Source organism: Streptomyces sp. NPDC028722 (assembly GCF_040637655.1).
GTDB lineage: Bacteria > Actinomycetota > Actinomycetes > Streptomycetales > Streptomycetaceae > Streptomyces.
This window is the reverse complement of sequence record NZ_JBEZWU010000009.1, coordinates 47,332-61,268: the sequence shown is the minus strand read 5'-3', so window position 1 is coordinate 61,268 and position 13,937 is coordinate 47,332. Positions and strand designations below refer to the sequence as shown.

Sequence of the window (13,937 nt, the reverse complement as noted above, 5' to 3'; positions counted from 1 at the left end):
GGCCGCGTCCCACGGCATTGCCTTGACGGGGAGCCCGCACCCAGGGGTCCCTGTGCGAGGGGAGACGCGTGCGAATCACTGACATCCAGCGCTGCGAGGTCCGGCCGGGACGGCTCGTCGAGTGGACGCTGAGCCCGGCGACCGTCGAGGCGGCGACGGCACTCCCGGACGACTCCCGGCCGGCCGCCTACATCCAGGAGTCACACATCAGAACGGCCAAGTGCGTACGGGACGACGGGCTGTTCGTGCCGACCTGGCTCGGCACCGCCTTCGACCTGCCGGGCCCGGTCGACCTGGACGTGCTCCAAGAGGCGCTGCGCGCCTGGACCGTGCGGCACGAGACGCTGCGCAGCGGCTTCCGCTGGGCCGGCGGCACGGGCGACGAGCTGCGCCGGTTCACGCTCGACGCGGCCGACGTGACCCTGCGCCGGGAGGTGGTCGGCGACTTCCCCGACCCCGGCCGGCTCGTGCGGCACCTCCAGGACCGCTTCGACAGCGTCGCGGACGCGCTGCGCTGGCCGAACCTCATCTACACGGCGGTCCTGCGGGCCGACGGCGCCAGCGTGTACATGGCCTTCGACCACAGCAACGTCGACGCCTATTCCGTGCACCGGATCGCCGCCGAGATCCACGAGCTCTACACAGCCGGCGCCACGGGCGCCACCCCGGAGACCCCGGCCCCCGTCGCGAGCTACGTCGACTTCTGCGAGATCGAACGGGCGGACGCCGACCGGCTCGACGGCGGACACGACATCGTCACGCGCTGGCGGGAGTTCATCCGCCGCTGCGACGGGACGCTGCCCGGCTTCCCCGTCGACCTCGGCCTGGACCCGGACGGCCCGCTGCCGACGCAGCAGATGCTGTGCGAGCCGCTGGCGGACGCGGACGACGCGGCGGCGTTCGAGGCGTACTGCCGGCCCTACGGCGGCAGCATGGTCGGGCTGCTGGCCGCGACCGGGCTCATCGTCCACGAGCTGGGCGGGCAGCCGGTGTACCGGACGGTGGTGCCGTTCCACACCCGGGTGAAGACGCGGTGGAGCGACTCGGTGGGCTGGTACGTGGGCGGCGCCCCCATCGAAGTGCCCGTGAGCCCTACCCGCGGCTTCCCGGAGACCGTGCGGGCGGTGCGGGCCGAACTCCAGGCGAACCGGCCGCTGGCCCGGATGCCGCTGGCCCGGGTACTGGCCCTGCTCGGCACGGACTTCCGGCCGACCTCCCCCGACCTGTACTCGATCGTCTCCTACCTCGACGCGCGCACCATCGCGGGCGCCGAGCGGTGGGCCGAGCAGCGGGCGCACGCACTGCTGCGGGTGTCGTACGGGGACCAGGTGTGCGTGTGGGTGAGCCGGCTGCACGAGGGGCTGTGGCTGGCGAGCCGCTACCCGGACACGGACATCGCGGCCAAGAACATGCGGCTCTACGTCGAGCGGCTGCGGGACCGGATCGCCTCGGTGGCCCGCGGACGCCTCCCGGCGGTTTCGTGACCCAACGGTCATCACGGGCCCTGGTGTGGATCAACTATCCCTTTCTACACTGGTGTTGAGGGGGAGATGCGGTGCACAGACGGTTGCACGGGCGCGGGGCGCTGTTCGATGTGGATCCGGCCGGCCTAGCGCCGCGGCTCGTGGGCCTGCGCCCGCACCAGCACCGGGGCCATCCGTACGAGCACCCGGACGAACCGCCGTTCGTGGTGCTCACCGGGGCGCGCGGGCTCGGCAAGAGCGCGGTCCTCGCCGAACTGCGGGACGCCTACCGGGGGCACACACCGGTCGCGCTGGCCGACTGCGCGGAGGCCCAGTTCGCGGCGCCGCCCGCGGACCGGCCCGCCGCGTCCTGGTCGCCGCTCGCGCAGGGGCTGCTGGTGATCGCCGAGCAGCTCGCGGCGCCGGTGACGGGCGCCGGCCGGATCACGTTCCCGCGGCTGATGCCGGGCCTGGTCGCGGTGGCCGCGGGCGGCTGGGGCGACGCCGACTCGGAGCGGATCCGCCGCGAGGTCGAGCGGATCCTGCTGCTGAACGAGAGCGGCACGTGGATCAGCGGGCTGGCCGGGCGCTGGGCCGGGAAGGTGGCGGCCAAGGTGGTCGCCGCGGCCACCGGCACCGGGCCGCTGGTGTCGGGCGCCATCGAGGCGACCCTGGAGTCCGTCGCCGAGGGGTTCACCAGCCGCCGGCAGCAGAAGGCGTCGGTGTGGTACCGGACGTATCCCAACGCGGGCGGCAACGCCCAGCGCGGCCTGATGCTGCTGTCCGGGCACTTCCGGGACGGCGGCGGCTCGCGGGAGCACGCCGAGCGGTATCTGGTGCGGGCGCTGCTGGCCGACCTGACGGAGGCGTACGCGGGGATGCTGCCGCGGATGCAGCGGCTGGGCCGGCCGCTGGTGCTGCTGGACAACGCGCAGTCGGCGCCGGGCCCCGGGCTGGTGGCGGCCGTGCTGCGGGACCGTACCGAGGGCATCAGGGACCGGGTGGCGTTCGTCGCGGCCCGGCGCGGCGAGGCCCGCGAGGAACTGCCGGGCGCGGCGCGGCGGGAGCTGGCGGAGGCGGCCCGGCGCTGCGACTGGGCGCCCGACGCCGCCCCCTCCTCGCGGGCGCTGCTGCTCGCGCTGGGGCCGCTGAGCCAGGACGACACCCTGCACATCGTCGGCGCGGTCCGTGCCGACCTCACCGTCCCGCCGCAGCTGCCGCCCGCCGTGCACCGGCTGACCGGCGGGAACCCGCTGGGCATCACGCTGCTCGCCGAGTCCGCCGCGCAGGCCCTGCCCGGCGTGAACTCGCTGGGCGGCCTCCTCACGGCCGGCCTGCGGCCCGCCGAGGACCTGCCCGCCGTACCCGCCTACGAGGCGCTGCTGGACCGGCTGGTGCCGGCCGAGCACCTGGACGAGCTGACCGTGCTGGCCGCCGCCCACGACCACGGCTCGGCCTGCGCGCTGGCCGCGGCGCTGCTGCCGGACACCTTCGGACCGGCGAGCGTGCGGGCGCTCCAGACGCTGCTCGTCGAGGAGGGGCTGCCCGCCGTGCCGGGCCGCTTCGTCGGCGACCCGTTCGTGCGCACCCTGCTGCTGCTCCGGCTGCACCTGCGCGACGCCGACCACGCGTCCTGGCGTACCGCCCACGAGACGCTGGCCGCCCACTACCCCGGCCCCGAGCACGCCCGGTACCGGCTGCACCACGAACTCGCCCTCGGGGACACCGGGCCGGCGGTCGCCCACCTGCGGGACACCTTCGCCACCGCCGACCCCCGGGCGTGGCTGCGCGCCCTGCGCTTCATCGCGTCCGCGCCCTACTTCCACGCGCACGACGCCGAGGGCCGCGACTTCACCGGCCGCGACGACCGGCGGGCCGCGGTCGCGCTCGGCCGCACGGACGCCGGGCACACCGTGCCTCAGGGCGCGGACGCCGTACTGCACCTGCGGATACGGCGGCTGCTGCACGCCGTGTGGCTGCTGGCGGACCCGCTGGTCCTGCCCGACCCGCAGGTGTGCGACCGGCTCCGCTTCGAGCTGGAGCAGCTGTCCAACCTGCGGCCGGCGGCCAACGCGCTGCTGTGGCGGGCCTCCCGGGACTGGCCGGCGGCGGCGCTGGCCGGACGCCCGCTGGACGGCCCCGGCCCCGGGCCCGGCGGAGACGGCCCGGAGGACACCGACGGCGCGAACGACCCGGACGGCGCGGACGACCCGGACACCGCGGACGACGGCCCGGACCACCGACGCGGGGAGGCGTGATGGCGCGCAGAGGTGCGGGCACATGGCTGCGGGAGGGCGTGTGGGAGATCCCGCTGCGCCGCTACACGGCCCTGCTGGTGACGCTGGCCCTGCTGGCCGGCCTGGGCTTCGCGGTGCGGGCCCTGCTGCACGAGGACCTGTCCTGCGCGCCCGGGGTGTCCCGGCCGGCCGGCGGTGACGAGTGCGTGGGGGTGGCGACCGGGCCGTACGACTTCGGGCAGCCCCGGCTGCGGGACGTGGTCCGGGCCATCGGCCGGGAGAACGACCGCCTGCGCCCCGGCGGTTATGTGACGGTGGCGCTGATGCTGCCGTACACCTCGACGTCGCCGACCAACCAGAACGACATCCGCCACCAGCTCCAGGGCGCCTACCTGGCGCAGTACCAGGCCAACCACGACGCCAACGGCGAGCGTCCGCTGATCCGGCTGGTCCTCGCCAACCCGGGCGCGACCGGCACGCACTGGCGGCAGACCGTCGACCGGCTGGTCGCGATGACGACGAGCACGGACCGGCTGCGGGTGGTCGCCGGCATCGGGCAGAGCACCGACCCCAACAAACAGGCCGTCAGGGAGCTGACCCGGCACCACATCCCGGTGATCGGTTCCTCCATCACCGCCGACGACCTCGCCAACGGGCAGCGGGGCGCGGACCCCTACCCCGGGCTGGCCCGGGTGGCGCCGACCAACACCGACGAGGCCCGCGCGCTCGCCTCCTTCGCGAAGGTCAGCGCGGGCAAGGCGCTGCTGGTGTACGACCGGCCCGGCGACCCCTACACGCGCACCCTCCAGCAGTCCTTCGCGGCGCTGATCAAGGGCTCGCCGTTCGAGTCGCAGCCGTTCACCCCGCCCGCCGACCGCAGCGAGGAGGGCACGACCGCGAACACGTTCCGGCAGATCACCCACCTGGTGTGCGACACCCCGCGGGAGACGGACACGCTGCTGTTCGCGGGCCGGCACACCCAGTTGCGGCAGTTCATCAACGCCCTGGGCGGGCGCGGCTGCCAGGACCGGAGGTTCACGGTGCTGACCGGCGACGAGGCGTCGTACCTGACCCACGAGAAGGACCTGGACCGCAGTGTGCTGGGACGCAGCCTCGCCGTCCGCTACACCTCCCTCGCCCACCCGGACGCCTGGGCGAAGGACCCGGCGCGGACGGGCGGCTCGGCGGCCGACCTGGCGGCGCTGCGCAAGCTGCTGACGGCCGCGGACCGCGGGCCGGTGGGCCCGGTCGGCCAGGTCGCGCTGGACGACGGGCAGCTGATCATCGGTTACGACACCCTGCGGCTCGCCGTGCACGGCGTCCGCGAGGCGGTGCCGGACGGCCGGACCGTCCCGGCGCTCGCGGACGTCGGGTTGCAGTGGCCGCAGGTCAAGGGTTCGCTGCGGGTGGACGGGGCGAGTGGCTGGATCTGCCTGGACGTGCACGGCAATCCGTACGACAAGGCGGTGCCGATCGTGGAGCTGACCCCCGCGGGCGGCTCGCGGTTCGTCCGGATCGCCTGGCCGGAGGGGAAGCCGCCGGGGAAGGAGTGCCTGCCGCCGTCGTAGGCGCGCCCGGCCCGGCCGGCGGGACGACTACGGCTGCGCGGGACGGGAGGACTCCAGATTGTCGATCAACCGTTCGAAATGGGCTCGCCAGCCCCGTTCCGACGCCTCCTCGCCCTGGAACTCGTGCGTGAACCGCAGGGCGGTGCCGTCCTCCCCGTCCCGCTCCAGATGGAACCGGATCCGGCCACCGCCCCCGACGGTGTACTCCGCGACCCGGTCCACGTCCCACGCGGTGATCTCCCCGCTGCCCAGGTCGCGCAGGGTGACGGCGCCCCCGAGCCGGGGTTCGAGCACATCGGCGGGGGTGAGCCAGGCCCCGAGCCCCTCGGGCGTGGCCAGCGCGGCCCAGACGTCCTCCATGCGCCGCGGGAGCCGCACCGTGAAGTGCAGGATGTGCGTGTTCCCGTGGGTCTGGCTGATGCCCTGTGCGATGGAACCGCTCATGACACCAGCCTGCCCCCGGCGCCGGGGATGCGCACGCGGTTACGGGCGCGGGGCCGGCCGCGTCACACGCCGGCGTACGAGTGCTTGCCGGTGACGAAGATGTTGACGCCGTAGTAGTTGAACAGCCAGCAGCCGAAGGCGATCATCGCCAGGTAGGCGGCCTTGCGGCCCTTCCAGCCGGCCGTGGCCCGCGCGTGCAGGTAGCAGGCGTAGCCGATCCAGGTGATGAAGGACCAGGTCTCCTTCGGGTCCCAGTTCCAGTACCGGCCCCAGGCGTCGCCCGCCCAGATCGCGCCCGCGATGATCGTGAACGTCCACAGCGGGAAGACGGCCGCGTTCACCCGGTAGGCGAACTTGTCCAGGGACGCGGAGGCGGGCAGCCGCTCCAGCACCGAGGTCGCGAACCGGCCGGGCCGGCCGCCGCTCTCGAGCTTGTTCTCGTACGAGTCCTTGAACAGGTACAGGATCGTGGCGACCGCGCCGACGTAGAACACCGCGCCGCAGAAGATCGCGGTGGAGACGTGGATGTACAGCCAGTACGAGTGCAGGGCGGGCACCAGCTGGTCGCTGGCCGTGTACAGGACGGTGACCGCGAGGCCCAGGTCGAGCAGGACCGTCGTGATGAGGAACAGGCCGAGCCAGCGCACGTTCTTCCGCAGTGCCAGCAGCGCGAGGTACACGCCGACGGCGACCGTGGAGAAGGTGATGTTGAACTCGTACATGTTGCCCCACGGCGCCCGCTGCACGGAGGCCGCGCGGGCGACGACGCCGACCAGCTCCACGAGGAAGGCCAGCGCGGTGAGCGAGACGGCGATCCGGCCGTACAGGTCGCCCTGGACGTCCCCGCCGTGCGCGCCCGGCCCGTCCGGCACGTCCCGCGCGCCGGACGCCGAGCGCACGACGACCTTCGGCCGCTCCAGCACGGCGGTCCCGCCGGCCTGCCGCACGGTGACGGCCGGGGCCTGCGCGGCCCGGGCCGGCGCTGTCAGCGCGGCGGCCGTCCGGGCCACCTTGCTGCGGCTGCCCAGCAGCCACTCCGCGATGTACGCGAAGAACGCCAGGGTGTAGACGGCCATCGACGAGTAGATCAGCGTGTTGCTGATACTCGCGAGGTGTTCGTTGGTTGCGGCGGCGAGAGTCACTTCTCAGCCCCTTCGGCAGGTACGACTGGGGATTGTGCGGAGTCGTCGCCGGGGTCGGGTGCCCCCGGCGCCTGGTCGTAGAGGACGCCGGCGAGGGCGCCCAGTTCCTCGGGCACCTTCGCGGACTCGCTGCGGCCGAGCCCGGCCATCTCCACCACCGTGACGCCGTCGGCGCCGCGCACCGCACGCACCCACACGCGGCGGCGCTGGATGAACAGGGAGGCGGCCAGACCGAAGATCGCGGCGAGGGCACCACCGAGCGCCCAGCCGCCGCCCGGCTCCTGGACGATCTCGAAGCCGGCCCACTCCTTGACGTCCTTCTCGAAGGTGACCGACCCGGCGCCGTTCGGCAGCTTCATGGTCTGGCCGGGCCTCAGGTTCATCCGGAGCTGCGCGCCCTTGGCGTCCTTGTAGTCCTTCATGTGCGTCTTGTCGAGCTGGTACACGCTCTGCGGGATACCCGAGTCGACACCGAGGTCGCCGTGGTACGGCTCCAGGTTCAGCACCGGGTTCAGCAGTGCGGGGAACGCCGAGGCGATCTCCATGCCGGCCCCGCCGTAGGTCGGCAGGAAGAAGGCCTTGATGCCGAGCTGCTCCTTGACGCCCCTGGCGTCACGGTAGCCGTCCATGACCTTGATGACGCCCTGCGAGGTGACGTTCCCGTCGAGGGGCAGCAGCGGGACGGGGGCGCGGTAGACGACCTCGCCCTTGCTGTCGCGGACGGTGATGACGGGGGCGTAGCCGTGGCTGACGAGGTAGACCTTGGCATCGTCGATCTTCAGCGGCTCGTTGACCTTGACGGTCGTCGTCCGCTCCTTGCCGCTCACGCCCTCGCTGTAGCGGATCCGCGCCTGGAAGGTCCGCGGCGTGCCGCGGTTGGGGCCGGTCAGCTCGTAGGTGCCCTTGAAGTCCTTCAGGTCGAAGCTGAACGGCACGAGATCGTCGTTGCGGAACAGGCTGCCGGACTTGAAGTCGTCGTACATCGGCAGCGTGTTGGAGAAACCGTCGCCCTCCACCATCAGCTTGGTGCCGTCGGACTTGAACATCTGGCCCGAGGCGAAGGCGACCAGCAGCACGATCAGCGCGACGTGGAAGACCAGGTTGCCCACCTCGCGCAGATAGCCCTTCTCGGCGGCGACGGCGTCACCGGCGGCATCGGCGCGGAAGCGGCGCTTCCTCAGCAGGGCGAGCGCGGCCTCGCGGACCTGCTCGGGGTCGGCCTGCGTACGCCACGTCGTGTAGGCGGGCAGCCGGTTCAGCCGCTTGGGCGCGCCCGGCGGACGGCCGCGCAGCTGGCCGACGAACTGCCAGGTGCGCGGGATGATGCAGCCGACGAGGGAGACGAAGAGCAGGATGTAGATCGCGGAGAACCACACCGAGCTGTAGACGTGGAACAGGCCCAGCTTGTCGTAGACCGGGGCCAGCGTCCGGTGGGCGGCGCGGAAGTCGTCGACCTTGCTCACGTCGGCGCCGGTCTGCGGGATCAGCGAGCCGGGGATCGCGCCGAGCGAGAGCAGCAGGAGCAGCAGCAGCGCGACGCGCATGGAGGTCAGCTGCCGCCAGAACCAGCGCACCCAGCCGACGGCCCCGAAGCCGGCCGGGGCTGCCTGCTCCTCCTGCGGCGCGGTGGACAGCCGGGAGCCGGCGGCCCCCAGGTCCTCCTGCTCCGCACTCGTGCCGGTGTCGGTCTTGCTCATCGGTCAGATCCCCACATCGAAGCCGTCGGACCAGGTCTGCATCTGCTGGATCAGACCGCTCCATGCGCCGGTCAGCAGCAGCACACCGGTCAGGATCATCATCGAGCCTCCGATGCGCATCACCCACACATAGTGGCGTTTGACCCAGGCGAAGGCGCCGAGCGCCTTGCGGAAGGCGATCGCGGTGAGCACGAAGGGGACACCGAGGCCGAGGCAGTAGACCAGCATCAGCAGCGAGCCGCGCGCGGCGCTCGACTCCTGGAAGGACAGGGAGTTCACCGCGGAGAGGGTCGGGCCCATGCAGGGCGTCCAGCCGACACCGAAGAGGGCGCCGAGGAGGGGCGCGCCCAGCAGGCTGCCGGTCGGCCGCTTGTGGAAGCGGAACTCGCGCATGGTGAACCAGGGCAGCAGCCCCATGAAGAAGACGCCCATGACGATCATGAGCCCGCCGAGCACCTTGGACAGGGTGCCCTGGTAGTCGATCAGGCTGGCGCCGAAGTAACCGAAGAGCGCGCCGCTGGAGACGAACACGGCACTGAAACCGAGCACGAACAGGGAGGCACCGGCCACCATCCGCCCCCGCCTGGCCTCCGCCAGGTCGGTCCCCGCGACACCGGTCACATAGGAGAGGTAGCCGGGGACCAGCGGCAGCACGCAGGGCGAGAAGAAGGAGACCAGCCCGGCGAGCAGCGCGATCGGCAACGAGACCAGCAGGGCGCCGTGCAGGACGGTCTGGTTGCGGCCCGGGCCCGTCTCCGCGGCCAGCGTCAGCAGTGCGCTCACGTCACTTCTCCGCCAGGACCGGCTTGACCATCTTCAGCAGGGTCGTGTCGTCGAGCGGCTCCAGGGCGCGCGCGGCGATCTTGCCGTGCCGGTCGATGATGAGCGTGGAGGGCACGAGCTGCGGGTTGAGGGTGCCCTTCTTGAAGCGGAGCATCAGCCGGCCGGTGGGGTCGTACAGGCTCGGGTACGTGATGCCGCGCGCCTTCTCGAAGGCGAGCGCGGGGATGGTGCTGGCGTCCCGGGTGTTGATGCCGACGAACTGGACACCCTTGCCCTCGTACCGTTTCGAGACCTGGGCGAAGTACTTCGCCTCCTCCCGGCACGGCCCGCACCAGGAGCCCCACACGTTGAGGACGACGACCTTGCCCTGGTAGTCGGCGACGTCGAGGGTCTTGCCGTCGACGGTCTTGCCGGAGAGCTCGGGGACGGCGGTGCGCTTGCCGGACGGGACGGTGTCGATGCCGTTGTTGCCGGTGACGAAGTTGGTGTCGCCGCCGCCACCGGAGATACCGCCCTTACCGCACGCGGACGCGGTCAGGGCCGCGACGGCGGCCACAGCGCTGAGCAGGACGGCGCGGCTACGGGTACTCATGTGAAAAGTTTCGCATGCCTGTTCCGCGCATCTCGCGCGCCCCCCTGCCGGGCGGAAAACCGCATTTCAGGGCGTATTTACAAGGGATATTCCAGACAACAGCCGACACCGGCCCCATCAGGCGGCGTCGGAGGAGGCCGCCTTGCCGCCCCGCAGGAATTCCTTCCATCCCCCGGCGGGCCGCTGCCCGACCTCCAGCGTCCGCAGCCGGGCGAGCACCTCGGGCTTCTGTGCGTCCATCCAGTCCACGTACTGCCGGAAGGAGACCAGCCGGACGTCGGCGCCCTTCTCCTTCTCCCGCGCGATGTGCAGGAAGGCCTCCTCGACGGAGTCCATGTAGATGCCGCCGTTCCACTGCTCGAAGTGGTTGCCGACGAAGAACGGCGCCCGGTTCGTCTCGTACGCCCGCTGGAACCCCTGGATGTACGCCTGCGCGGACTGCTTGCGCCAGGCCGGGTAGTTGTAGGCGGGCGCCTTGGTCGAGTTCACGGACTGGTTGGCGAGCATGTTGTAGTCCATGGACAGGACCTCGAACGAACGTCCGGGGAAAGGTATCTGCTGGAGGGGCAGGTCCCAGATCCCCAGCTTCTTCACCGGCCACACCTGACGGCCGCCCGGCGAGGAGGCGTCGTAGCGCCAGCCCAGCTCACGGGCGGTGGGCAGCAGATTGTCCTGGCCGAGCAGACAGGGCGTACGGCCGCCGGTCAGCTCCTTGTCGTAGTCGAAGGGCAGCGACGGCAGATCGGTCCACCCGGTGTTGGTCCGCCACTCCTTCACGAACGCCTTGGCCTGCCGGATCTCGCTCCCCCACTGCTGCGGGGTCCAGTTGCCGACCGTGCCGTGACCGGCGCAGAAGTGCCCGTTGAAGTGCGTGCCGATCTCGTGGCCCTCCAGCCAGGCCCGGCGCACGTTGGCCAGCGTGGCCTTGATGTGCGGGTCGGTGAGGTAGCCGATGTCGGAGGCGCCGCGCGGATTGTTCGGGGGCTCGTACAGCCGCCGCTTCGCCTCGGGCAGCAGATACAGCCCCGAGAGGAAGAAGGTCATGCTCGCGCCGTGCTCCTTGGCCAGGTCCAGGAAGCGGGGGAAGAGACCGTTGCCGACCTCGCCGGCGCCGTCCCAGGAGAAGACCACGAACTGCGGCGGGGTCTGGCCCGGCTCCAGCGGCTCGGGCTTGGCCGGCTGGTGAGGCTGGCGGCCGGTGAAGGAGGTCGAGCCGTCGCCGATGGGGCGCGCCGGACGCGCGCCGCCGTTGCTGCCCTGCTCCTGCCGCCCCTTGCCGGAACCGTTCGGGTGCCCGGCGCCGTCCGAGGACGTGGAGCTCCCGCACCCGGCCAGCGAGGCGGCGGCCGCCGCGCCGGCGCCGAGGCCGAGTGCTCCCCTCCGGGAGAGGGTGCGGGAGAAGGTGCGCATGGAGATCCCCGATCGTCACGCCTGCTGGTGGTCACCCAGTCAGAGGGCGCGAAGATCGGGGAGGTTCCTGTGATTCTTATGTTTTTCGCAATATCTCCGGCGGAATACCCTAAGTCACATCAATCGGACTCTGTGTTCCGGTCGTCCGCGCGGGAGTCCCCCGGAACTCTCCCGGGAGGTCCGTGCGGGAGTCCGTGCGGTCAGGCGCCGAAGGCCTTGCCCTGGGCCGTGCCCCCGCCCTTCTGGGGCTTGGCACCGGCGCGCAGATGGACCGGCACGAGATCGATGGCGGGCTCGCTGTATCCGACCGACACGATCCTGTCGCCCTGGTAGGTGAACGTCGTCAGGGACGCGAGCGTGCACTGCCGCTTGCGCGGATCGTGCCACAGCCGCCGCCGCTCGACGTACGACCGCACGATCCAGATCGGCAGCTGATGGCTGACCAGCACCGCCTCGTGTCCGCGCGCCCGGTCCTTGGCCGCGTTCAGGGCGCCCATCATCCGCACGACCTGGTCGACGTACGGCTCGCCCCAGGACGGCCGGAACGGATTGACGAGGTGCTTCCAGTTGTCCGGGTTGCGCAGCGCGCCGTCCCCGACACCGAAGGTCTTGCCCTGGAAGACGTTCTCGGCCTCGATCAGCCGCTCGTCGGTGTCCAGGTCCAGACCGTGCGCCTTCGCGATCGGCGTGGCCGTCTCCTGCGCCCGCTCCAGCGGCGAGGCACAGACATGGGTCACGTCCCGCGGGGCGAGGTGCTCGGCGACCCGGTCGGCCATCTGCCGCCCCAGCTCCGAGAGGTGGTACCCGGGCAGCCGCCCGTACAGGATGCCGTCCGGGTTCTCGACCTCGCCGTGCCGCATGACGTGGACGACGGTGATGTCCTTGCTGTTGCTCATGCCGCTGTGGCCTCCGCAGCCGCCCGGGCCGCCGCCGGAAGGGCGTCGGCGATTCTCTGGATGGCCCGCTCGTCGTGGGCCGTGGACACGAACCAGGACTCGAAGGACGACGGCGGCAGGTAGACGCCGTTCGCCAGCAGCGAGTGGAAGAACGCGGTGAAGCGGAACGACTCCTGGCGCTTGGCGTCCTCGTAGGTGCGCACCTGCCGGTCCGTGAAGAACACCGAGAACATGTTGGAGGCGGTCTGGAGCCGGTGCGCGACCCCCTCCTTGGTGAGCGCCTCGCCGACGAGGGACCGGATCTGCGCCGAGACGGCGTCCACGGTCTCGTACGCCGCGTCGTCCAGCAGCCGCAGCTGGGCGAGCCCGGCGGCGGTGGCGACCGGGTTACCGGAGAGGGTGCCGGCCTGGTAGACGGGCCCCGCGGGGGCGAGGTGGGCCATGACGTCGGCCCGGCCGCCGAACGCCGCGGCGGGGAACCCGCCGCCCATGACCTTCCCGAACGTCATGAGGTCCGGCCTGACCCCGTCGATTCCGTACCACCCGGCGCGGCTGGTGCGGAACCCGGTCATGACCTCGTCGGAGATGTACAGGGCGCCGTTCTCCCGGCAGGCGTCCCGGAGCCCCTGGTTGAACCCGGGGCCCGGCGGCACGACGCCCATGTTGCCCGGCGAGGCCTCCGTGATCACGCAGGCGATCTCACCCGGGTGCCGGTGGAAGGCCTCCTGCACGGCCTCCAGGTCGTTGTACGGCAGCACGATCGTGTCGCCCGCCTGCGCACCGGTGACACCGGGCGTGTCGGGCAGGGCGAAGGTGGCCACCCCGGACCCGGCGGCGGCGAGCAGCGAGTCGACGTGCCCGTGGTAGCACCCGGCGAACTTGATCACCTTCGACCGCCGGGTGAACCCGCGGGCGAGCCGGATGGCGGACATGGTGGCCTCGGTCCCGCTGCTCACGAGCCGGACCTGCTCGACGGGCTCGACGCGGGCGACGATCTCCTCGGCGAGCGCGACCTCACCCTCGCCGGGCGTGCCGAAGGACGTACCGCGGGCCACGGCCTCCTGGACGGCGGCGATCACCTCGGGGTGGGAGTGCCCGAGGATCATCGGCCCCCAGGAACACACGAGGTCGACGTACTCGCGCCCGTCGGCGTCGGTCAGCCAGGCCCCCTTGCCCGACACCATGAAGCGGGGAGTGCCGCCGACGGCGCGGAAGGCGCGCACCGGGGAGTTCACCCCGCCCGGGGTGACGACGGAGGCACGGTCGAAGAGCGCCTGTGAGGCGGGCGCGTCGTAGGGATAGGGCGTTTCGCTCAGGGCACTCATGACGTGCGTCTTCTCCGGCTTCTCGGACTCCGGTTGCGGGGGGACCTCCTCAGGGTAGGCCGCGCCCCGGCCGGACCGCGGGCGGCCTCGGGATCGCAGCGCCGCCATCCGGCGGGCATCTGCGAGACTGGCACCTGATACACACAGCTCCTGCGCACGTAATCATCAGAAGCCGGGTGATCAGGGGCCGGACGGATCCCGTGGACTGTTGTTCCACCGCACGTTTCGGCGGGCGGCCGTGGGGGAGGTCACTGACACGATGATCGGGTTGCGCGGCGGGGGCCACGCGTCCTAGAAAAGCAGTCGGGTGGAGATATGCATCGCGGTGGCGGACTGGGCGAGGGGACTGACGACCTGGGTCCTCGACGTGCCCGGCGGGG

At 72.0% G+C, this 13,937-nt stretch carries 11 protein-coding genes; 3 read left to right on the top strand and 8 right to left on the bottom strand.

Features of this window, described 5'->3' with window-relative positions:
* Nucleotides 1–68: 68 nt before the first annotated feature.
* From AB0F03_RS16425 to AB0F03_RS16415, 3 genes are all read left to right on the top strand, one after another.
* Nucleotides 69–1,484, top strand: coding sequence for a condensation domain-containing protein (locus tag AB0F03_RS16425; RefSeq protein WP_361991693.1), 1,416 nt, complete (start codon nt 69–71; stop codon nt 1,482–1,484).
* A gap of 71 nt (nt 1,485–1,555) precedes the next feature.
* Nucleotides 1,556–3,721, top strand: a complete 2,166-nt coding sequence (locus tag AB0F03_RS16420; RefSeq protein ID WP_361991690.1) for a hypothetical protein — start codon at nt 1,556–1,558, stop codon at nt 3,719–3,721.
* Complete coding sequence (locus AB0F03_RS16415) at nt 3,721–5,268, top strand: hypothetical protein (protein ID WP_361991688.1); 1,548 nt, start codon at nt 3,721–3,723, stop codon at nt 5,266–5,268. The genes AB0F03_RS16420 and AB0F03_RS16415 overlap by 1 nt, the downstream gene beginning before the upstream one ends.
* A gap of 27 nt (nt 5,269–5,295) precedes the next feature.
* On the opposite strand, the gene AB0F03_RS16410 is transcribed toward AB0F03_RS16415, so the two are convergent.
* The 8 genes from AB0F03_RS16410 to hemL all read right to left on the bottom strand — a co-directional run bounded on the left by AB0F03_RS16410 (nt 5,296) and on the right by hemL (nt 13,548).
* A complete protein-coding gene (locus AB0F03_RS16410; protein WP_361991686.1) occupies nt 5,296–5,712 on the bottom strand; it encodes an SRPBCC domain-containing protein in 417 nt (138 codons plus the stop codon).
* 62 nt (nt 5,713–5,774) lie between these two features.
* Nucleotides 5,775–6,854, bottom strand: coding sequence for a c-type cytochrome biogenesis protein CcsB (ccsB, locus tag AB0F03_RS16405; protein ID WP_361991683.1), 1,080 nt, complete (start codon nt 6,852–6,854; stop codon nt 5,775–5,777).
* Complete coding sequence (locus AB0F03_RS16400; protein WP_361991681.1) at nt 6,851–8,551, bottom strand: cytochrome c biogenesis protein ResB; 1,701 nt, start codon at nt 8,549–8,551, stop codon at nt 6,851–6,853. The genes ccsB and AB0F03_RS16400 overlap by 4 nt, the downstream gene beginning before the upstream one ends.
* A 3-nt stretch (nt 8,552–8,554) precedes the next feature.
* Entirely contained in the window at nt 8,555–9,334 is a 780-nt protein-coding gene (locus AB0F03_RS16395) for a cytochrome c biogenesis protein CcdA (RefSeq protein ID WP_361991678.1), read from the bottom strand.
* A gap of 1 nt (nt 9,335) precedes the next feature.
* Complete coding sequence (locus AB0F03_RS16390) at nt 9,336–9,926, bottom strand: TlpA disulfide reductase family protein (RefSeq protein WP_361991675.1); 591 nt, start codon at nt 9,924–9,926, stop codon at nt 9,336–9,338.
* Between the two features lie 117 nt (nt 9,927–10,043).
* Nucleotides 10,044–11,336: a hypothetical protein gene (locus tag AB0F03_RS16385; RefSeq protein ID WP_361991672.1), complete on the bottom strand. Its 1,293-nt coding sequence runs from the start codon at nt 11,334–11,336 to the stop codon at nt 10,044–10,046.
* 200 nt (nt 11,337–11,536) lie between these two features.
* Nucleotides 11,537–12,232 carry a histidine phosphatase family protein gene (locus tag AB0F03_RS16380; RefSeq protein ID WP_361991670.1) on the bottom strand — a complete coding sequence of 232 codons (696 nt, stop codon included), beginning with the start codon at nt 12,230–12,232 and terminating at the stop codon, nt 11,537–11,539.
* Nucleotides 12,229–13,548 carry a glutamate-1-semialdehyde 2,1-aminomutase gene (hemL, locus tag AB0F03_RS16375; RefSeq protein WP_361992188.1) on the bottom strand — a complete coding sequence of 440 codons (1,320 nt, stop codon included), beginning with the start codon at nt 13,546–13,548 and terminating at the stop codon, nt 12,229–12,231. Before hemL ends, AB0F03_RS16380 begins: the two co-directional genes overlap by 4 nt.
* Nucleotides 13,549–13,937: the final 389 nt, after the last annotated feature.